Annotated in this window: 19 protein-coding genes; 6 read left to right on the top strand and 13 right to left on the bottom strand. The window is 56.7% G+C overall.

The annotated features are described in order from the left end of the window. Positions 1-44 precede the first annotated feature (44 nt). On the top strand, positions 45-1328 hold the full coding sequence (locus KHQ24_RS15020) for an MFS transporter (RefSeq protein WP_004206215.1): 1284 nt from the start codon (positions 45-47) through the stop codon (positions 1326-1328). A 52-nt stretch (positions 1329-1380) separates the two neighbouring features. Here the strand turns inward: KHQ24_RS15020 and KHQ24_RS15015 are convergent, their stop codons facing one another. Continuing rightward, a complete protein-coding gene (locus KHQ24_RS15015) occupies positions 1381-2316 on the bottom strand; it encodes a TIGR01212 family radical SAM protein (protein WP_004206216.1) in 936 nt (311 codons plus the stop codon). A 673-nt stretch (positions 2317-2989) separates the two neighbouring features. Here KHQ24_RS15015 and gltB point away from each other — a divergent pair. Next, complete coding sequence (gltB, locus tag KHQ24_RS15010) at positions 2990-7450, top strand: glutamate synthase large subunit (protein WP_017899925.1); 4461 nt, start codon at positions 2990-2992, stop codon at positions 7448-7450. A gap of 9 nt (positions 7451-7459) precedes the next feature. Further along, positions 7460-8878, top strand: a complete 1419-nt coding sequence (gene gltD, locus KHQ24_RS15005) for a glutamate synthase subunit GltD (protein WP_004206218.1) — start codon at positions 7460-7462, stop codon at positions 8876-8878. Positions 8879-8949: 71 nt separating this feature from the next. Here gltD and nanQ read toward each other — a convergent pair whose 3' ends face one another. From nanQ to zapE, 12 genes are all read right to left on the bottom strand, one after another. Next, positions 8950-9417, bottom strand: a complete 468-nt coding sequence (gene nanQ / locus KHQ24_RS15000; RefSeq protein WP_032431149.1) for an N-acetylneuraminate anomerase — start codon at positions 9415-9417, stop codon at positions 8950-8952. Continuing rightward, entirely contained in the window at positions 9404-10288 is an 885-nt protein-coding gene (gene nanK / locus KHQ24_RS14995; RefSeq protein WP_023319220.1) for an N-acetylmannosamine kinase, read from the bottom strand. Before nanK ends, nanQ begins: the two co-directional genes overlap by 14 nt. Continuing rightward, on the bottom strand, positions 10285-10974 hold the full coding sequence (locus tag KHQ24_RS14990; RefSeq protein ID WP_211777342.1) for an N-acetylmannosamine-6-phosphate 2-epimerase: 690 nt from the start codon (positions 10972-10974) through the stop codon (positions 10285-10287). Before KHQ24_RS14990 ends, nanK begins: the two co-directional genes overlap by 4 nt. A gap of 49 nt (positions 10975-11023) precedes the next feature. Beyond that, positions 11024-12511, bottom strand: coding sequence for an MFS transporter (locus tag KHQ24_RS14985; protein ID WP_004206222.1), 1488 nt, complete (start codon positions 12509-12511; stop codon positions 11024-11026). A 104-nt stretch (positions 12512-12615) separates the two neighbouring features. Continuing rightward, positions 12616-13509, bottom strand: a complete 894-nt coding sequence (gene nanA / locus KHQ24_RS14980) for an N-acetylneuraminate lyase (RefSeq protein WP_004206223.1) — start codon at positions 13507-13509, stop codon at positions 12616-12618. A gap of 148 nt (positions 13510-13657) precedes the next feature. Next, positions 13658-14437, bottom strand: coding sequence for a transcriptional regulator NanR (gene nanR, locus KHQ24_RS14975; protein ID WP_057212839.1), 780 nt, complete (start codon positions 14435-14437; stop codon positions 13658-13660). 93 nt (positions 14438-14530) lie between these two features. Then, positions 14531-15025 carry a ClpXP protease specificity-enhancing factor gene (gene sspB, locus KHQ24_RS14970; protein WP_002918465.1) on the bottom strand — a complete coding sequence of 165 codons (495 nt, stop codon included), beginning with the start codon at positions 15023-15025 and terminating at the stop codon, positions 14531-14533. 3 nt (positions 15026-15028) lie between these two features. After that, the gene (gene sspA, locus KHQ24_RS14965; protein WP_002918467.1) at positions 15029-15667 is read right to left on the bottom strand and encodes a stringent starvation protein SspA; all 639 of its coding nucleotides are present in this window, start codon (positions 15665-15667) and stop codon (positions 15029-15031) included. After that, positions 15637-15921, bottom strand: a complete 285-nt coding sequence (locus tag KHQ24_RS14960) for a hypothetical protein (RefSeq protein ID WP_136023330.1) — start codon at positions 15919-15921, stop codon at positions 15637-15639. Before KHQ24_RS14960 ends, sspA begins: the two co-directional genes overlap by 31 nt. A 57-nt stretch (positions 15922-15978) precedes the next feature. Further along, on the bottom strand, positions 15979-16371 hold the full coding sequence (rpsI, locus tag KHQ24_RS14955) for a 30S ribosomal protein S9 (protein WP_000829818.1): 393 nt from the start codon (positions 16369-16371) through the stop codon (positions 15979-15981). Positions 16372-16386: 15 nt separating this feature from the next. Then, positions 16387-16815, bottom strand: a complete 429-nt coding sequence (gene rplM, locus KHQ24_RS14950; protein ID WP_002918559.1) for a 50S ribosomal protein L13 — start codon at positions 16813-16815, stop codon at positions 16387-16389. 265 nt (positions 16816-17080) lie between these two features. Beyond that, complete coding sequence (gene zapE, locus KHQ24_RS14945) at positions 17081-18208, bottom strand: cell division protein ZapE (RefSeq protein WP_211777341.1); 1128 nt, start codon at positions 18206-18208, stop codon at positions 17081-17083. A gap of 190 nt (positions 18209-18398) precedes the next feature. On the opposite strand from zapE, the gene zapG reads away from it, so the two are divergent. The 3 genes from zapG (at position 18399) to degS (ending at position 21485) form a co-directional block, all read left to right on the top strand. Beyond that, positions 18399-18797 (top strand): Z-ring associated protein ZapG, encoded by a 399-nt coding sequence (gene zapG, locus KHQ24_RS14940; protein ID WP_004206227.1) that lies wholly within the window; start codon positions 18399-18401, stop codon positions 18795-18797. Positions 18798-18971: 174 nt separating this feature from the next. Beyond that, positions 18972-20339, top strand: a complete 1368-nt coding sequence (gene degQ, locus KHQ24_RS14935; protein ID WP_135711786.1) for a serine endoprotease DegQ — start codon at positions 18972-18974, stop codon at positions 20337-20339. A gap of 87 nt (positions 20340-20426) precedes the next feature. Next, positions 20427-21485 (top strand): outer membrane-stress sensor serine endopeptidase DegS, encoded by a 1059-nt coding sequence (gene degS / locus KHQ24_RS14930; protein ID WP_117263762.1) that lies wholly within the window; start codon positions 20427-20429, stop codon positions 21483-21485. Positions 21486-21618: the final 133 nt, after the last annotated feature.

Raw genomic sequence — 21618 nt, 5'->3', positions numbered from 1 at the left:
TCCGTCGCGCCAGAGCTCAATAATATAATCATCATGGTGTCATCATGGGAAAAAATATCCGCTGGATTATCGTCCTGTTATTATTTTTAGTATATATGATTAATTATCTGGACCGGGTGGCGTTATCCATTACGGTACCAATGATTGAAAAGGATCTGGCGCTAAACGCTGAACAATTTGGTATTATTTTCGGCAGTTTTTTCTTCGGCTATGCGGTATTTAATTTTATTGGCGGTCTGGCCGTAGATAAGTTTGGCGCAACGCTAGTCCTGGGGCTGGCGGTGGGGATGTGGTCGCTGTTTTGCGGCTTAACTGCCTTTGCCACCGGCTTTTATTCCATGCTGATGCTGCGAGTCCTCTTCGGGATGGCTGAGGGCCCGATTTGCGCGTCGGCGAACAAGATGATCAACGGCTGGTTTCCCAAGAAGCAAGCGGCCACCGCCGTGGGGCTGCTCAGCGCCGGCTCTCCGCTGGGCGGCGCGGTTGCCGGCCCCATCGTCGGTTATCTGGCCCTGGCATTCGGCTGGCGCCCGGCGTTTATGATTATTTTCGCCATCGGCATTGTGTGGATGATAGTGTGGTTTTTTATTGCCGCTAACTCGCCGGAAAAACATAAACATGTCAGCCGGGAAGAGCTCATGCTCATTAATAATATGAAGCAAGAGGAGTCTGCGCTGGAATCAACTGAAAATCAAACCGCCCACTCGCTGGGTTATTATCTCAAACAACCTATTATACTGGTGACGGCCTTTGCCTTCTTTTGCTACAACTATATTCTGTTTTTCTTTCTCAGCTGGTTTCCGTCCTATCTGGTTCAGCAGCACCATCTCGATATTAAACAGATGAGCCTCACCACCATGATCCCATGGATAGTCGGCTTTGTCGGTCTGGCGCTGGGGGGCTATATTTCCGATAAAATTTTTAAACTCACCGGACGCCTGCTGCTGTCACGCAAAATTGTGCTGGTGGTATGTCTGCTGATGGCCGCCATCTGTGTGGGGCTTGCCGGTACCGTCAGCAGCGTCGTTCCTGCCGTTCTGCTGATGTCGGTCTCCATCTTTTTCCTCTATGTCACCGGAGCGATCTACTGGGCGATTATCCAGGACGTGGTGCATAAATCCCGCGTTGGCGGCACCAGCGGCTTTATCCACCTTATCGGCAGCGTCTCCGGCATCGTGGGACCGATTGTCACCGGCTATATCGTGCAGTCTACCGGTAAATTCGACAGCGCCTTTGTCCTCGCCGGCACTATCGCCGCGCTCGGCGCCCTGCTGGTGCTGTTCGTGATCAAAACGCCGCGTGTGACGATGAAAGCCAGTCAGGCTTAGTTGACAGGAAAGCCATGCCCGGCGCAGCCATCACGCCGGGCATCCTCTTAGACTATTTCGCCGACTGGGGCGCGACCCAGCTGCGGCCCAGCGCCGAACCCTGAGCGCCCTGCTCATTCAGATAGCGATCCAGTTCAACCATTCCGGTCCAGCGATTTTCGCACCACAGCGGCGCGAGCAGCGTCGGCCGACGGGCGCTGGCCGATATGCGATGGTAGATCACCTCCGGCGGGGTATGGCGGATCATCTCCCCGGCGGTGACGGTATACGCCTCCAGTTCGATGCCATCGAGACGACCGGCCTGCCATGCTTTTGCCATAATGCTGCCTTTCACAATATGCAGCGGATGCAGCTTTATGCCATCCACGCCGGTGGTCACGACCCGCTCCACCGTCTCGAGGCCATGCTCCTGGCTCTCCCCGGGCAGGCCGACGATCAGATGCGCGCATACCTTCAGTCCGCGCTCACGCGCCAGACGCGCGGTGCGCTGGTAACAGGCGAAATCATGCCCGCGGTTAATGCGATGCAGGGTCTTATCATGGGCGGTCTGCAGCCCCAGCTCCAGCCAAACCTCATACCCCTGCTGGTGGTATTCACTGAGCAGGTCGAGAACCGCCTCCGGCACGCAGTCCGGGCGGGTGCCAACGCAGAGGCCAACGATATTCGCCTCGCTGACGGCCTGACGATACATCGAGCGGAGCACCTGCACTTCAGCAAAGGTGCTGGTATAGGCCTGAAAGTAGGCCAGATAACGCTTTGCCCGGTTAACAAGCTGCGCCTGATGGGCGAGCTGTTCGGCGATGGATCGATGCTGCTGCGCTTCATCCGCAAACGAGGCCACGTTACAGAATGTGCAACCGCCACGGCCCAGCGTGCCGTCGCGGTTCGGGCAGCTAAAACCGCCGTGCAGCGTTAGCTTATGGACCTTTTCGCCATAGCGGCGCAGAAGATCCCCACCAAACATATTGACTAATTTCTGTAACTGCATAATCTGATAGACCGGCCTCAACAAAGGGGGCCAAGCCTGCCACTTTTCGTCACCGACGGCGATGACCTGGATCAATCGTCAGCGCGGCGAATCATCTCATTGCATAAACAATCATGATTACTGCAATTTCATTCACACGCAGGGTAATGAGTTTTCCTTATATTTCATCATCGCGCGGCCCTAATCTGCTTTATGGTAAAAAACAGTATTAATGTCCATCACACACATTTACAGCAGTCAAATGTGCTAATAATGAAATGTATTTCAGCGTAGATCGGTAATGCAAAGCCGCGCGCACAGTGAGACAGATCACACTAGCCTTACCCTCTGCAGGCGTATCCAAAGCATAAAAAATGGCATTATTTATTTTAAAAACAACAAGTTAATACCTGCATAGCACATTTTTGTATTAATAAGATTGCCATTTGACGTAAGTGTGGATTCCCGATAAGTTGGGAATCCGCTGGAAGCTTTCTGGATGAGCACTCTGCTCATCATATTTATGCAGTAATTGAGATTCCCTCTTAACAGCAAGTCCTCAAACTTGTGTACCGATGCGAAAAGGATTTAAAGAGGGCGAATGCGAGGTGCAAACCCCGTCGCCATGCTCTTTCTGTGCCTGTGCGCAATCGGTATCGGAGGGGGTCCGTAGAGCCTGGGGAGGTTCACTGATATGTTGTACGACAAATCCCTTGAGAGGGATAACTGTGGTTTCGGCCTGATCGCCCACATAGAAGGCGAACCTAGCCACAAGGTAGTGCGAACCGCGATACACGCACTGGCCCGCATGCAGCACCGTGGCGCAATCCTTGCCGATGGTAAAACCGGCGACGGTTGCGGTCTGCTGCTGCAAAAACCCGATCGTTTCTTCCGCATCGTTGCCGAAGAGCGCGGCTGGCGTTTAGCCAAAAACTACGCCGTTGGGATGCTGTTCCTGAATAAAGATCCTGAACTGGCGAAAGCGGCGCGCCGCATCGTTGAAGAAGAACTTCAGCTTGAGACCCTGTCGATCGTCGGCTGGCGCGATGTGCCGACCAACGAAGGCGTGCTCGGTGAAATCGCCCTCTCCTCGCTGCCCCGTATTGAGCAAATCTTTGTTAACGCCCCGGCCGGCTGGCGCCCGCGCGATATGGAGCGCCGTCTGTTTATTGCGCGTCGTCGCATTGAAAAACGCCTGCAGGAAGACAAAGATTTCTACGTTTGTAGCTTGTCCAACCTGGTCAACATCTATAAAGGTCTGTGTATGCCGGCGGATTTGCCGCGCTTCTACCTGGACCTCGCAGACCTGCGCCTGGAGTCGGCTATCTGCCTGTTCCACCAGCGCTTCTCCACCAACACCGTACCACGCTGGCCGCTGGCACAGCCGTTCCGCTACCTGGCGCACAACGGTGAAATCAACACCATCACCGGCAACCGCCAGTGGGCTCGCGCCCGTACCTATAAGTTCCAGACCCCGCTGATCCCGGACCTGCACGACGCCGCGCCGTTCGTTAACGAAACCGGCTCCGACTCCAGTTCAATGGACAACATGCTGGAGCTGCTGCTGGCCGGCGGGATGGACATTGTGCGCGCCATGCGTCTGTTGGTGCCGCCAGCCTGGCAGAACAACCCGGATATGGATCCGGAGCTGCGTTCATTCTTCGACTTTAACTCCATGCATATGGAGCCATGGGACGGCCCGGCGGGCATCGTCATGTCCGACGGTCGCTACGCGGCCTGTAACCTCGACCGTAATGGCCTGCGCCCGGCGCGCTACGTCATTACCAAAGATAAGCTCATCACCTGCGCCTCTGAAGTCGGCATCTGGGACTACCAGCCGGACGAAGTGGTTGAAAAAGGCCGCGTGGGCCCGGGCGAGCTGATGGTTATCGATACCCGTGCCGGACGCATTCTGCACTCGGCGGAAACCGATGACGATCTGAAGAGCCGCCATCCGTATAAAGAGTGGATGGAGAAAAACGTTCGTCGCCTGGTGCCGTTTGAAGATCTGCCGGACGAAGAGGTTGGCAGCCGCCAGCTGGACGACGATCTGCTGGCCAGCTACCAGAAACAGTTTAACTACAGCGCGGAAGAGCTGGACTCGGTTCTGCGCGTGCTCGGCGAAAATGGCCAGGAGGCGGTCGGCTCTATGGGCGATGACACGCCGTTTGCCGTCCTTTCCAGCCAGCCGCGCATTATCTACGATTACTTCCGTCAGCAGTTCGCCCAGGTGACGAACCCGCCTATCGATCCGCTGCGTGAAGCGCACGTCATGTCGCTGGCCACCAGTATCGGTCGCGAAATGAACGTCTTCTGCGAAGCGGAAGGCCAGGCGCATCGTCTGAGCTTCAAATCGCCGATCCTGCTGTATTCCGATTTCAAACAGCTGACGACGATGGAAGAAGAGCACTATCGTGCCGACGTCCTCGACATCACCTTCAACCCGGCAGAGGCTTCCCTCAGCGAGACGGTGAAGGCCCTGTGCGACAAAGCGGAGCAGATGGTACGCGATGGTACCGTGCTGCTGGTCCTCTCCGACCGTAACATCGCCAAAGACCGCCTGCCGGTGCCGGCGCCGATGGCCGTTGGCGCGATCCAGACCCGTCTGGTCGATAAAAGTCTGCGCTGCGATGCCAACATCATCGTTGAAACCGCCAGCGCCCGCGATCCGCACCACTTCGCCGTGCTGCTGGGCTTCGGTGCGACAGCTATCTATCCGTACCTCGCCTATGAAACGCTGGCGAAGCTGGTCGACAGCAAAGCCATCGATAAACCGTACCGTGCGGTGATGCTGAACTATCGCAACGGTATCAACAAAGGTCTGTATAAGATCATGTCCAAGATGGGGATCTCGACCATCGCCTCCTACCGCTGCTCGAAGCTGTTCGAAGCGGTCGGTCTGCATCGCGATGTCTCCGATCTCTGCTTCCAGGGCGTGGTCAGCCGCATCGGCGGCGCCGGCTTCGACGATTTCCAGCAGGATCTGCTGAATCTGTCGAAACGCGCCTGGCTGGCGCGCAAGCCGCTGGCTCAGGGCGGTCTGCTGAAGTACGTTCACGGCGGCGAATATCACGCCTACAACCCGGACGTGGTGCGCACCCTGCAGCAGGCTGTGCAGAGCGGTGAGTACAGCGATTATCAACAATACGCGAAGCTGGTTAACGAACGCCCGGCGGCCACGCTGCGCGATCTGCTGGCGCTCAACCCGGGCGAAGATGCCATCAGCATCGACGACGTGGAGCCAGCGAAGGAGCTGTTCAAACGCTTCGATACCGCAGCGATGTCGATCGGCGCCCTGAGTCCGGAAGCGCACGAATCGCTGGCGGAAGCGATGAACAGCATCGGCGGCTTCTCCAACTCCGGTGAAGGCGGTGAAGACCCGGCGCGCTACGGCACCAACAAAGTGTCGCGCATCAAGCAGGTGGCATCCGGCCGCTTCGGCGTCACCCCAGCCTATCTGGTCAATGCCGACGTTATCCAGATCAAAGTCGCCCAGGGCGCGAAGCCGGGTGAAGGCGGTCAGCTGCCGGGTGATAAAGTCACCCCGTACATCGCTAAACTACGCTATTCGGTACCGGGCGTGACGCTGATCTCCCCGCCGCCACACCACGATATCTACTCTATCGAGGATCTGGCGCAGCTGATTTTCGACCTCAAGCAGGTTAACCCGAAAGCGATGATCTCGGTCAAGCTGGTTTCGGAACCGGGCGTGGGCACCATCGCCACCGGCGTAGCCAAGGCTTATGCCGATCTGATCACCATCGCCGGCTACGACGGCGGCACCGGGGCAAGCCCGCTCACTTCAGTGAAATATGCCGGCTGTCCGTGGGAGCTTGGTCTGGTGGAAACCCAGCAGGCGCTGGTCGCTAACGGTCTGCGTCACAAGATCCGTCTGCAGGTGGATGGCGGCCTGAAAACCGGCCTCGATATCATCAAAGCGGCGATCCTTGGCGCGGAAAGCTTCGGCTTCGGCACCGGCCCGATGGTGGCGCTGGGCTGTAAATACCTGCGTATTTGTCACCTGAACAACTGCGCGACCGGCGTGGCGACCCAGGATGACAAACTGCGTAAGAACCACTATCACGGTCTGCCGTTCAAAGTGACCAACTACTTTGAATTTATCGCCCGTGAAACCCGCGAGCTGATGGCCCAGCTGGGCGTCAAGCGACTGGTGGATCTGATTGGCCGCACCGATCTGCTCAAAGAGCTGGATGGGTTCACCGCCAAGCAGCAGAAACTGGATCTGGGTAAACTGCTGGAGACCGCAGAGCCGCATCCTGGCAAAGCGCTGTACTGCACCGAAAATAACCCGCCGTTCGATAACGGCGTGCTCAACGCCCAGCTGCTGCAGCAGGCGAAACCGTACGTGGATGAAAAGCAGAGCAAAACGTTCTGGTTCGATATCCGCAATACCGACCGCTCCGTGGGGGCCTCGCTGTCCGGGTATATCGCCCAGACCCATGGCGACCAGGGACTGGCGGGCGACCCGATCGTCGCTCACTTTAGCGGCACCGCGGGCCAGAGCTTCGGCGTGTGGAACGCCGGCGGCGTGGAACTGCATCTGACGGGCGACGCCAACGACTATGTCGGCAAAGGCATGGCGGGCGGTCTGCTGGCCATTCGTCCTCCGGTGGGCTCCGCTTTCCGCAGTCACGAAGCCAGCATTATCGGCAACACCTGCCTGTACGGCGCGACCGGTGGTCGTCTGTACGCCGCAGGCCGCGCAGGTGAGCGTTTCGCGGTGCGTAACTCCGGCGCCATTACCGTGGTGGAAGGCATCGGCGACAACGGCTGTGAATATATGACCGGCGGCATCGTCTGCGTGCTCGGTAAAACCGGCGTCAACTTTGGCGCAGGGATGACCGGCGGCTTTGCCTATGTCCTGGATGAAGATGGCGACTTCCGCAAGCGCGTGAATCCGGAGCTGGTGGAAGTGCTGGACGTTGACTCTCTGGCCATCCATGAAGAGCACCTGCGCGGTTTAATCACCGAGCACGTACAGCTTACCGGTTCGCAACGCGGCGAAGAGATCCTCGCCAACTGGCCGGCCTTCTCCGCGAAGTTTGCGCTGGTTAAACCGAAGTCCAGCGATGTTAAAGCACTGTTGGGTCACCGTAGTCGTTCCGCAGCTGAGCTGCGGGTGCAGGCGCAGTAAGGGGTTAAGATGAGTCAGAACGTTTATCAATTTATCGACCTGCAGCGCGTTGATCCGCCAAAGAAACCGCTGAAGATCCGTAAAATTGAATTTGTGGAAATTTACGAGCCGTTTTCAGAAGGCCAGGCCAAGGCGCAGGCAGATCGCTGCCTGTCCTGCGGCAACCCGTACTGCGAATGGAAGTGCCCGGTGCATAACTACATCCCGAACTGGCTGAAGCTGGCCAACGAGGGACGTATTTTTGAGGCGGCTGAGCTGTCGCACCAGACCAACACCCTGCCGGAAGTCTGCGGGCGCGTTTGCCCGCAGGACCGCCTGTGTGAAGGCTCCTGTACGCTGAACGATGAGTTCGGCGCGGTGACCATCGGCAACATCGAACGCTATATCAACGATAAAGCATTCGAGATGGGCTGGCGTCCGGATCTCTCCGGCGTGAAACCGACCGGTAAAACCGTCGCTATCATCGGCGCTGGCCCGGCGGGCCTCGCCTGTGCCGACGTCCTGACCCGTAACGGCGTCAAGGCGGTGGTGTTTGACCGCCATCCGGAAATCGGCGGCCTGCTGACCTTCGGTATCCCGGCGTTCAAGCTGGAAAAAGAGGTGATGACCCGCCGCCGGGAGATCTTCACCGGCATGGGCATTGAGTTCAAACTCAATACCGAAGTGGGCCGTGACGTGCAGCTTGACGACCTGCTGAAAGAGTACGATGCGGTGTTCCTCGGCGTTGGCACCTATCAGTCAATGCGCGGCGGGCTGGACAACGAAGACGCCCAGGGCGTCTACGACGCGCTGCCGTTCCTGATCGCCAATACCAAGCAGATCATGGGCTTTGGCGAAACCGCCGATGAGCCCTACGTCAGCATGGAAGGCAAACGCGTGGTGGTTCTCGGCGGTGGCGACACCGCGATGGACTGCGTACGCACCTCCGTCCGTCAGAATGCGGCTCACGTGATCTGCGCCTATCGTCGTGACGAAGAGAACATGCCGGGTTCAAAACGCGAAGTGAAAAACGCGCGTGAAGAAGGCGTGGAGTTCCAGTTCAACGTCCAGCCGCTGGGTGTGGAAGTGAATGCCAACGGCAAAGTGTGCGGCGTGAAGATGGCGCGCACCGAGATGGGCCAGCCGGATGCAAAAGGCCGCCGTCGCGCGGAGATCGTTCCCGGCTCTGAGCACGTGGTGCCGGCAGACGCCGTCGTCATGGCGTTTGGCTTCCGTCCCCACAGCATGGAGTGGCTGGCGAAGCACAGCGTCGAGCTGGACTCCCAGGGCCGCATCATTGCCCCGGAAGGCAGCGAGAACGCCTTCCAGACCAGCAACCCGAAAATCTTCGCCGGTGGCGATATCGTGCGCGGTTCCGACCTGGTGGTCACCGCGATTGCCGAAGGACGTAAAGCGGCGGACGGGATCCTGAACTACCTGGAAGTGTAATGCGAATACCCGGATAGCGGTTTTATCCGGGTATGGGACTCAGGCCCGATGGTTAATCCCATCGGGCTTATTTATGCGCTTAACAAATTTGCGCTTACTTTAATCACCACTTTTTTTATCTCTGCGGGCTCGGTTATTACGCATCCTGGCTTATGCGGTTCACCCGGCATAAAGATCGCGAACATACCTGGCCTCAGAATGACCGACTGTTCGCCATCAATCGCGTTGCACAGCTGATAATCCTCCTCAACGTGCATCTCCTCGCACTGCATTGCGGAGCCGGCTACACCGAAAAAAATCTGCTCTTCGCCCGCCAGTAATATCTGGATATCGATAAACTTCGTATGTAGTTCAGCCTTTTTATCTGCCGGTAACTCCGTCATAAACTGCATCACATTCATAAAGACATTATCCCCTTGAAGTTCAACGCTTCCGGGAGAAAGACTCGATAAATCATGATCCAGGGCGAGGGATATCGCCTGTTGTAGTCCCGACGACACGCCAGCCAACAATGGGTTGTTTACATCACCGATTATCATGGCTTCTCTCCTTGCCCCATAGCGCCGCTCCCAGCAGGCCAGCATCATGGCGATAGTGTGCTGCGCATAATGGAACCTGGTAAATAGCCGGTTCTTGCGCCAGATAGTCCTTCACCAACGGTAAGTACCCATCCGCCAGGCCAATACTGCCGCCAACGACCACGCACTGGCAATCGGTCAACGCTTTAAGATCGGCAATCATCCGCGCCAAAGTTTGTGCCGAGTGCTGAATGAGTAAACGCGCCTGCGGGTGGCCTTGCGCCGCAAAAGTAAAAATAGATTTCGCATCCAGTCCGCAGAGATCGTCAGTTGCCGCCGCGGCGATTCCCCGTCCGGAAGCAATAGCCTCTACGCAGCCGACGCGACCGCAGCCGCAAAGCGGTCCGTCAGGATCGGCTAACGAGTGCCCCAGGTGTCCGGCCAGGCCTCCGGCCCCGGTAAGTAAAGTACCGTTGCTCACCACGCCGCCGCCAACACCGGTAGAAACGGTAATAAACGCCATATCGCTGACCTTATCAGCCATCGCCTGGTATTCCGCCCAGGCTGCCGCCTGAGCATCATTTATCGCCAGCGTTGGCAGACCGGTTATTTCGCGTAACGTTTTTACCAGCGGGAAGTGCATGAGTCCGCCAAGATTCTGTGGATTAATTGCAATCAGGTTTCCTTCACGAATAATCCCGGTCGAGGCTATCGCGACGCGCTTTGCCCGCATGCACAGAGGCCTGACAAGCGCCTCCAGCGCCGTGTTCAGAGCATCCGCTGTTTTGCTGGCAGGAGTGGGTAGCTCGCGACGATCGCAGAGCAGCAGGTCATCCGTTACCAGCGCCGCAGCAAGCTTCGTACCGCCAATATCTATCGCCAGCGTCGTCATGACTTCGTCTCTTTTAACGCCGTGTTATACCACTGGCAAATATGTTCCAGGCGGGTAATCGCAGAACCAACGGTCACCGCCCACGCACCGTGGCGTATGGCTTCCGCTGCCTGAGCCGGTGTGTTGTAGCGCCCTTCCGCATTCACCCTGCAGCCGGCCTCCGCCAGCGCTTTCACCAGCTCCAGATCTGGTTCATCCGGGGTATACGCCATGGTATAGCCCGACAGCGTAGTGCCGATGATTTCCGCGCCAAGAGCCTGACAGGCCAGGCCATCCTCAAGAGAGGAGCAGTCGGCCATCGCCACTAGCTTATGCTGGTGGATACGCGCCAGTAGCGTTGCCACTGGAACAGGGCGCGCTCGCTCTGTGCCATCAACGGCGATAATATCGGCGCCAGCCTGCATCAATGCATCGATATCTTCCAGATAGGGCGTGATCCTTACCGGCGAATCATCCAGATCGCGTTTAATAATGCCGATAATCAGCACCTTTACCTGCGCGCGTACCGCGCGCAGATTCTCTACGCCTTCAATGCGCAACGCGACCGCCCCGGCCTGCTCCGCCGCCAGCGCCATCGCGGCAACGATCTCCGGCTTATCCAATGGGCTGCCGGGTACCGGTTGACAGGAAACAATAAGACCGCCGTTAGCGCTAATGCGTAAATCCAATTCTTTAAGCAAAGACATACTCGCTCCCTGATAAATATGAATACCCGGCACCGCAGCCGGGCTGTTGTTATCTGGTCTTAACTAAGCCGCTTTTGTTACCACCAAAAGGCACCGCTCCGATTAGAGGTTTACCATCGATCGCATCATGAGTTCGTATCGCTTCCGGCCGAATCCAGCGCTGTACGCGGGACGGCATATCCAGCCCAATCAGCAGGATTACAACGAAGGTCAGACCAAAAGAGAGCGATCCCAACGCGGTACCCAAATCCAAACGCTGGGCAATTAAGGCACCCAGCACCGGCGCAATCGCGCCTCCCAGCGCCCCCACGTTGTAGGTAAAACCAAGTCCAGCCGCCCGCTGATCGGTATCGAAATAGCCGCCAATCAGTTTTGGCAAGATCCCGGAGATCCCCTGCCCTAACATCTGCTGGAAAAACAGAAGCAGGCCAAGAACCCAGATGTTTGTGCCGCCAATTGCAAAGACCGGAATAATCAACAACTGTGAAGCCAGCAGGCTGTAAACATAGGCCTTGCGGGTGCCCAGCCAGTCCCCGAGAAATCCGCCCACACAGCAGCCAACCGCCGCGCCAAACCCGCTGAAAAACAAAATCTTTGCCACCGTCGTCGGGTCATAGGCCAGCTCGGTTTTCAGATAAGTCGGCAGCAGCGCCTGAATTGGCCATGAATAAAGGAAGGCGAAAAGTACCACCACCATCAGCATCACGCCCGTAGGCCAGCGTTTACCGCTGCTCTGCACCATAAAGCTGATAAATATCACCGCGCACATTACGCCCAGCAGCAGAACGATACCTGCATTTTGCAAGCCACCGGCAAAACAGAACCATAGGGCAGTCGCCGCCACGATGGTCATCAGGATGTTAATCACCCGATGCTTGCCGCGATAAAGCAGATCGACCATAGTCTGTACCGGTTCTTTGCCTTCATGATTCTCTTTCCAGTCTTCGGCTTCCGGAATATTTTTCCGCAGCCAGAGGGCAAATACGATGGGAACAATGCCGATGAAAAAAAGCGCGCGCCAGCCCCAGACGGGTACCACCAGGCTATAAACCTGCGCGGCGATAACTGCGCCAACGGAAAACCCGGAAATCAGAAAACCGCTGGCCTTATTGCGTAAATGCCTTGGCCAGCTTTCGATAACGTAAGTGGCGCTGGAGCCGTACTCTCCAGCCATTCCCATACCGATAACCAGACGCGCGATAAACATTGTTGTGTAACCCGGCGCAAAACCGCAGGCCAGAGTACCGAGAGAGAACAGAATAATGCTGGTCACCATCGCCAGGCGTCGACCATAGCGATCGCCCATCGCGCCAAGCATCAGACCGCCAAACCAGCGAGAAATGAAAGCCGCTGAGATGAGACTTGCAGCCTGAACGGTCGTCAGGCCAAAATCCCCCTGCACTTCGGTGAGCACCAGGGCGATTAATACAAAATCAAAACCATCAAGCAAATACCCGAGCCAGGCGGCGGAAAAAGCCCGCCACTGGGGACGGCTAAGATGGCGGTACCACGGGATGTTCTGGGGCAGTGTACTCATTTTACTCTCCCGACGATGTTTGTTGTCGCGCCAGGGGGCTTCGCTTGCCCGGCCAGGAAAGAGCAACCGCAGGCCGGAAAGCACTGTCGCCACCCGGCTACCGATCAGCCGTGTTCCTGCATTAGCTGCTGCGCCAGCGCTTTCAGCTCCGGCAAGAATTTTTCGTCTACCGGTGCAAACGGCTTACGGCACAGCGGCACAGAGACCACATCCATATAGTGCAATACGGTTTTCAAACCACGGAATACGCCGGTTTTAATCAACAGGTCGATTACCTTATTGCACTCACATTGCAGCTGCTGTGCTTTGGCAACATCACCCACTTTCAGCGCCGCGACCATTCCCTGGTAACGCCAGCCCATGATGTTGTAAGTACTCCCAATACCGCCATCAGCTCCTGCCAACAGGCCTGAGGCAAATATCTCATCGTAACCGTTGTACAACACCAGATCCGGATGAGCCCGTCGGATCTGTTCCATCTGGAATAGATCGCCTGAAGTCTGCTTTAGCGCACCGACGCCAGGCAGCGTCACCAGGGTATTGATTTGATCGAGGGTCAGCTTCACGCCGCTTAGCGCCGGGATGTTGTACACCACCATCGGCAAGCCATCAGCCGACTCAATAATGGCCTGATAATGCGCGCAGTGTTCTTCGAAACTAAACGGATAATAGAACGGCGTGACGGCGGAGACAGCATCGTAGCCATAACCTACCGCAGCCCTTGCCAGTTGCTGGCTTTCGAGGGTACTCACGCAGCCGACATGGGCGATAAGAGTCATTTTGCCTTTCGCCTCTTCCGCTACGATCTCCAGCACTTCCTGACGCTCTGTGCCGCTCTGGACAAAGGCTTCACCGGTAGATCCTCCAACATAGAGTCCATCAACACCCTGGCGCAGATTAAATCGCACCAGTCGACGCAGGCTCTCTTTATCCAGTTTTTGCTGCCCATCGAACGGCGTAAGCAACGCCGCCATAACCCCACGTAAATTGACCGCCATATCTACCTCTTTGTGAATTTTTAATGATTAACTATGTACCTTTATACCTGTTATACCAGATCAAATAAGCAGCAGAGTAATAGAGAACGCTTATAATGCGATCTACTTCACTAAACGATCCTCAGGATCGTGAGGGTAAACTACGAGATCAGGCTTTCTGACCTAAGGAGTGCCAGGTGGCGGATACGCTATTGAGGTGGGTCTGGAGGGCGCGATCGGCTTCGTCAGGATCGCGACGACGAATAGCATCAACAATAGCGATATGCTGTTGATAGCTGACGCTGTTATGTTCGTGCAGTTCGCGCTCGGGCACCGTTGGCCGGGCGGCGATTAGCCAGTCCAGCAGGGCCACATGGATAGCCATAAAGATTGGATTACCGGGGATTTCCGCAAGCACGCGGTGAAATTCAACGTCAGAGCGGATAAACAGCGCATTGTCATCCAGCGATTGACTGTTGATCTTTAGCGCTTGCGTCAGCTTTTCCAACTGCTCATTGCTGGCGTGTTCTGCGGCATAGCGAACCAGACTGGACTCAAAAAACAGACGCAGCTGTTCAAAATGCGCGATACCGCCAGGGTGAGACAAAAAGTCTTTCGCCATGCCGGAAAGCTCGCCAATGATGGTGTCCGCTGAAGGCCGGGAAACGCGAGCGCGTTCGCCGTTGCTGATCTGCACCAGTCCCTTACGCTTCAGCGCCGCCAGCGCTTCACGAACCGAAGGACGTCCGACGTTAAAAAAGGTCATCAGCTCACGTTCGGACGGCAGCTGTTCACCCTCCGCAAACTCCCGGCGCCGGATCATCTGCTCCAGCTCTTCTTCCACCATTTCAGACAGTTTTTTGCGCGCCAGAGGACGGCGGCCAAGGCTGTTGCCAATGGAGGACGGGGTATCTTCGGCTTGTGGATCAAATGCGCTCATAGGGACCATTGCGTGATTTGTGACAGCATGTGACGGCTGTTCCATCTTAACACAAGAATTTTGCAGAGAGCATAAAACAGGCCCCGAAGGGCCTGGTAAGGATTATTTCACGACGCGCAGCGCCGGGCGGCCACCGCGCGGCGGCGGCGTGTCGTCAGGATCGTCGTCGTGATTGTCCGGCTTATCGCCATCAATCACCGACATCACCGTTTCGCTTTCACTCTCAGGCGCGACGTCATCATCGTTGAGGCTGCTGACGTCTTCGTCATAGGCCGCTTCCGGTTCAAACATCGTGCCAGCGCCGTTCTCACGGGCATAGATGGCGAGTACCGCAGCCAGCGGGACAGACACGTTGCGCGGCACGCCGCCAAAGCGCGCGTTGAAGCGCACTTCGTCGTTCGCCAGCTCAAGATTACCTACCGCACGCGGAGCAATATTGAGAACGATTTGCCCGTCGCGCGCGTACTCCATCGGCACGAGCACGCCCGGCAGCGTGACATCCACCACCAGGTGCGGCGTCAGCTGGTTATCCAGCAGCCAGTCATAAAACGCCCGCAGCAGATACGGGCGACGCGGCGTCAGCTGTGATACATCCATTATTTAGCCCCGACCGAGGCGCATTTCACGCTCGGCTTCAGTTAAAGAAGCGAGGAAGGAATCACGCTCAAATACGCGAGTCATATAGCCTTTGAGCTCTTTCGCGCCTGCGCCAACCAGCTCCACACCGAGAACCGGCAAACGCCACAGCAGCGGCGCCAGGTAGCAATCCACCAGGCTGAACTCATCGCTCAGGAAGTAAGGTTTCTGGGTGAAGACCGGCGCGATGGCCAGCAGTTCTTCACGCAGCTGCTTACGCGCAGCATCAGCTTGCGCTGCGGTACCGCTCTGGATGGTGTTCATCAGCGAATACCAGTCCTTCTCGATACGTTGCATATACAGACGGCTTTCGCCACGCGCCACCGGATAAACCGGCATTAACGGCGGGTGCGGGAAACGCTCATCCAGGTATTCCATAATGATGCGGGATTCCCACAGAGTGAGCTCACGATCCACCAGCGTCGGTACGCTTTGATTCGGGTTGAGGTCAATCAGATCCTGAGGCGGGTTGTCCTTCTCCACGTGCTCTATCTCAAAACTGACACCCTTCTCGGCCAGCACAATGCGGACCTGATGGCTATAGATGTCAGTAGGACCAGAAAACAGCGTCATTACCGAACGTTTGTTGGCAGCGACAGCCATGAAAACCTCCAGGTATATTCAGAATTTTGTACTGCTGCCAGCCACTCATGGCCAGCCAGATGTAAAAACCCCATTAGCGCGATGTCACCTTCGTTCACGAATAAAACAAAAAATGAACAATCACCAGCATTTGGGCAGAAAATTGGATGATAGTTTACCAGATTTTGAAGACGTTGTGGTGAGGGGATTCTGGAAATGCTGAAAAAGTGGCGAGAACCGGCGGTAAGCTTGTGGATAACAGTCGTTTTATCCATAAAAAAACCCGCCGAAGCGGGTTTTTTCGCAAATTGTTCTGCGTGAGCAGAAAACAATTAACGTTTGGAGAACTGCGGACGACGACGTGCTTTACGCAGACCGACTTTCTTACGTTCAACCTGACGAGCGTCACGAGTGACGAAGCCAGCTTTACGCAGTTCAGAACGCAGGGACTCGTCGTACTCCATCAGAGCGCGGGTGATACCGTGACGGATCGCACCAGCCTGACCAGAGATACCACCACCTTTAACAGTGATGTACAGATCCAGTTTCTCAACCATGTCGACCAGTTCCAGCGGCTGACGAACTACCATGCGGGCAGTTTCACGACCGAAGTACTGTTCCAGAGAACGCTGGTTGATAACGATTTTGCCGTTGCCCGGTTTGATGAAAACGCGAGCTGCGGAACTTTTGCGGCGACCAGTGCCGTAGTATTGATTTTCAGCCATTGCCTATAATCCCGATTAGATGTCAAGAACTTGCGGTTGCTGTGCCGCGTGGTTGTGCTCGTTACCCGCGTAAACTTTCAGTTTACGGTACATAGCACGACCCAGCGGGCCTTTTGGCAGCATGCCTTTAACCGCGATTTCAATCACACGCTCAGGACGGCGGGCAATCATCTCTTCAAAGGTCGCTTCTTTGATACCACCGATGTGGCCGGTGTGGTGGTAGTACATTTTGTCTTCGCGCTTGTTGCCGGTAACAGCAACTTTTTCTGCGTTCAGAACGATGATGTAATCACCGGTATCAACGTGCGGAGTGTATTCCGCTTTGTGCTTACCGCGCAGGCGACGAGCCAGTTCAGTAGCCAGACGGCCCAGAGTTTTACCGGTCGCGTCAACAACATACCAGTCGCGTTTTACGGTTTCTGGTTTAGCTGTAAAAGTTTTCATTAAAAGCTTACCCAAATAATAAGTTACACGTTGGTGAACACCCAAACGTTTAGTCAGTTGAGGTTCACACGACATTGTCCAGCAAACCTACCCCTTCGAATAGCCTATGCCGGCACATAGAAAGTTTCGGGAAAAAAACCTTCTCGTAACGTGGGGTCGCAAGATTATAGAGAAGTCGGGGTCAAAGATCGACCCCTTTATGAGATTTTTCAGGCAGCTCCCGGAGCGGCCCTGCGGCCCTTAATTCGCCGGGAAAAGTGTCCTGTCAGGGCATATGCGGGCGCTTGAGGTACTCTTCGCTCTGCATCTCCTGCAGGCGCGACAGACAGCGCTGGAACTCAAACATCAGCCGCTCTCCCTGATAAATGTCGTACAGCGGCACCGCCGCGCTGACCACCAGCTTCACGTGGCGCTCATAGAACTCATCCACCAGGGCGATAAAGCGCCGGGCTTCGCTCTCCAGCTGCGCGGTCATCACCGGCACGTCGAACAGCATCACGGTGTGGAACAGGCGGGAGAGCGCAATATAGTCATGCTGGCTGCGGGCATCCACGCACAGCGTGGCGAACGACGCCGCCAGCGTCTGGTTTTCCACGCCGAGGGTCGGCAGCTCGCGATGGTTGATCTCCAGCGTCGGCCCGGCAGCGCGCGGCGCGCCGGCCAGCGCCAGCCACAGTTTATCCATCTGTTCGCGGGTGTCGTTATTCAGCGGCGACAGCCACAGGTGCGCTTGGGTCAGGGTACGCAAGCGATAATCGATGCCGGCATCAACGTTCATAATATCGCAATGCTGCTTGATGGCGTCGATAGCGGGCAGAAAACGGGCGCGCTGCAGGCCATTGCGATAGAGCTCATCCGGCGGAATATTGGAGGTCGCCACCAGCGTGATGCCGCGGGCGAACAGGGCTTTCATCAGACCACCCAACAGCATGGCGTCAGTAATATCGGAGACAAAAAACTCGTCGAAACAGAGCACGTCGGTTTCCGCTTTAAAGCGGTCGGCGACAATCTCCAGCGGGTCGCTATGGCCCTGCAGGGTGGTCAGCTCTTCGTGCACCCGCAGCATAAAGCGATGGAAATGCAGGCGCTGCTTACGCTCGCCCGGCAGGCTCTGGTAAAACAGGTCCATCAGCCAGGTTTTCCCTCGCCCCACGCCGCCCCACATATACAGGCCGCGGACAGGCGTCGCCTCGGCTGCTGGTTCGCGCTTACCCAGCAGTTTGCCGAATTTCGCGCGCAAACCGCCGCCTGACGCGACGGGCGCGGGCTGAGTCTGCAGCTCCTGGTAAATGGTATCAAGGCGGCTCACCGCTTCTTGTTGGACGTCGTCGGGTTGATGGCTGCCCTCTTTCAGGGCTGAAAGGTAACGCGATGTTGGAGACAGGCTTTGCATGATCTAATTGTTATTCCTTGAAAACCGTGATGTCGAAGCTCACGATTGACGAAAAAAAGGCCGTTCTACACTACGCGATGATACGCCAGGATTCCACTTCTGTGGAATTAGCGGTTATAGTGGCACTATCGGGCGCAGGCGGAGAGCCTAAGAGCCACCCTACGGAACCACAATACAACGGGAGATGTTCATGACCTGGGAATACGCGCTAATTGGGTTAGTCGTCGGTATCATCATTGGTGCCGTCGCCATGCGTTTCGGCAACCGCAAACTACGCCAGCAGCAGGCGCTGCAGTTCGAACTGGAAAAGAATAAAGCCGAGCTTGAAGAGTACCGTGAAGAGCTGGTCAGCCATTTTGCGCGCAGCGCCGAGCTGCTGGATAACATGGCGCACGACTACCGTCAGCTGTATCAGCATATGGCGAAAAGCTCTAACAACCTGCTGCCGGACTCCATGGCAGACGCCAACCCGTTCCGCAACCGCCTGGCAGAGTCTGAAGCCAGCAACGATCAGGCGCCGGTCCAGATGCCGCGCGACTACTCCGAAGGCGCATCCGGTTTACTGCGCGGTGGCGCAAAACGAGATTAATCGATCGCCTCTGCTAAAATATTCTCCGGGCGCGCCCATCGCGCCCGCTCCTTCCCCCACTTCCCGGCTACAATTTAAACCAGTCCCCACATTGTTACCTGCGCAAAAATTCAATAACATCAGGTTATTCAGGACATTTTTCCATACACCTCAGGTTACGAGAGCCAGCATCTAATGAAGAAACAGACTTTGCTGTTGAGTGCGTTAGCGTTAAGCATTGGGTTATCGTTGTCGGTTCTGCCTCCGGCAGCAGCATCCTTACCGACTCAGGTGCCCGGCCAGGGCGCATTACCAAGCCTGGCGCCGATGCTGGAAAAGGTCCTGCCGGCGGTAGTCAGCGTGCAGGTGGAAGGCACTGCCTCGCCGACGCTCAATATGCCGGAAGAGCTGAAGAAATATTTTGGCGATAACGCCCCGCAAGAACAGGCGCAGCCGTTCGAAGGGCTCGGGTCCGGCGTCATCATCGACGCAGCGAAAGGCTACGTGCTGACCAATAATCACGTCATCAATCAGGCGCAGAAGATCAGCGTCCAGCTGAACGATGGCCGTGAATTTGATGCCAAACTGGTCGGCAGCGATGAACAGAGCGATATTGCGCTACTGCAGCTGATTAAGCCGTCAAACCTGACGCAAATCGCCATTGCTGACTCCGATAAACTGCGCGTCGGCGACTTCGCCGTCGCCGTCGGCAACCCGTTCGGCCTTGGCCAGACCGCCACCTCCGGCATTATCTCTGCCCTTGGCCGCAGCGGCCTGAACCTTGAAGGGCTGGAGAATTTCATCCAGACCGATGCCTCCATCAACCGCGGCAACTCCGGCGGCGCGCTGTTGAACCTCAACGGCGAGCTTATCGGGATCAACACCGCGATCCTGGCGCCGGGCGGCGGCAGCATCGGCATCGGCTTCGCCATCCCGAGCAACATGGCGAAAACCCTCGCCGACCAGCTCATTCAGTTTGGCGAAATCAAGCGCGGCCTGCTGGGCATTAAAGGCATGGAAATGAGCGCCGATATCGCCAAGGCGATGAACCTCAACGTTCAGCGCGGCGCCTTCGTCAGTGAAGTGCTGCCAAACTCCGGATCCGCCAAAGCGGGGATCAAATCCGGCGACGTCATCGTAAGCCTGAACGGCAAACCGCTGAACAGTTTTGCCGAACTGCGCTCGCGGATCGCCACCACCGAGCCGGGGACCAAAGTCAAACTGGGCCTGCTGCGCGATGGAAAACCGGTCGATGTCGAAGTGACGCTGGATAAGAGCACCTCCTCCACCGCCAGCGCTGAGCTGATTATCCCGGCTCTGCAGGGGGCCTCGTTCAGCGACGGTCAGATGAAAGATGGTACCAAAGGGGTGGTGATCGAAAATGTCGATAAAGGCAGCGCCGCCGCCCAGGTCGGCCTGCATAAGGATGACATTATCATTGGCCTTAACCGGGAGCGTATTCATTCGATTGCCGAACTACGCAAAGTGCTCGAAGGCAAACCGCCGGTCATCGCCCTGAACGTGATCCGCGGCAACGAAAGCATCTATCTGCTGCTGCGCTGATTGTCTCCCCGGACATCGCCGCCATGTGCGATGTCCGGACAACTCATGCTATGCTGCGCCTGACCATTCATTAACGATATCTGCATCATGCCTGGAAAGTTATTACGTTCAGTACTCATCGGTTTGCTTGTCGGGGGCCTGCTGTTGGCCTTGATGCCATCGCTGCGCCAGTGGCAGCTGACGCCGACCACCCAAAACGATACGGCAGACGACTCCCCTGTGAGCTATAACGCCGCCGTACGCCGCGCGGCGCCCGCCGTGGTGAACGTCTATAACCGCGCCCTGAACAGCACCAGCCATAATCAGCTGACGCTTGGCTCCGGGGTGATCATGGATCAGCGCGGCTATATCCTGACCAACAAGCATGTGATTAACGATGCCGACCAGATTATCGTCGCGCTGCAGGACGGCCGGGTCTTCGAAGCGCTGCTGGTAGGCTCCGATTCCCTGACCGACCTCGCCGTGCTGAAGATCAACGCCACCGGCGGGCTGCCGGTGATCCCGATCAACCCGAAACGCACGCCGCATATTGGCGATGTGGTGCTGGCGATTGGCAACCCCTATAACCTGGGGCAGACCATCACTCAGGGGATCATCAGCGCCACAGGGCGCATTGGCCTCAACCCCACCGGGCGCCAGAACTTCCTGCAGACTGACGCGTCGATCAACCACGGTAACTCCGGCGGGGCGCTGGTGAACTCCCTCGGCGAGCTGATGGGCATTAACACCCTCTCCTTTGATAAGAGCAACGACGGCGAAACGCCGGAAGGCATTGGCTTTGCGATCCCGTTCCAGTTAGCGACCAAAATTATGGATAAGCTGATCCGCGATGGCCGGGTGATCCGCGGCTATATCGGCATTAGCGGCCGGGAGATCGCCCCGCTACACGCGCAGGGCGGCGGGATCGATCAGATCCAGGGGATCGTGGTTAACGATGTCGCGCCGGACGGACCGGCCGCACAGGCGGGGATCCGCGCCAACGACGTGATCATCTCCGTGAATGACAAACCTGCGGTCTCTGCACTGGAAACGATGGATCAGGTGGCCGAGATCCGTCCGGGATCGGAAATTCCGGTGGTCATCATGCGTGATGATAAGAAAATCACGCTCCATATCGCCGTCCAGGAATACCCGGCCACCAACTAAGCGGCTCTCCGGCTGGGGGCTACGTTATTTGCTAGATGCCGGATCGGCCGGGAATCTGACCAGAAACCCGGTCACCATGAATGCAAGGCAATAAAAAGCCGGAACAACGGTTCCGGCTTTTTTGCACGTGCGA

Source organism: Klebsiella sp. 54 (assembly GCF_018223875.1).
Taxonomy (GTDB): domain Bacteria; phylum Pseudomonadota; class Gammaproteobacteria; order Enterobacterales; family Enterobacteriaceae; genus Klebsiella; species Klebsiella quasipneumoniae.
Note: the sequence above shows the minus strand (reverse complement) of the source record. Positions and strands in the feature narration are given on the sequence as shown.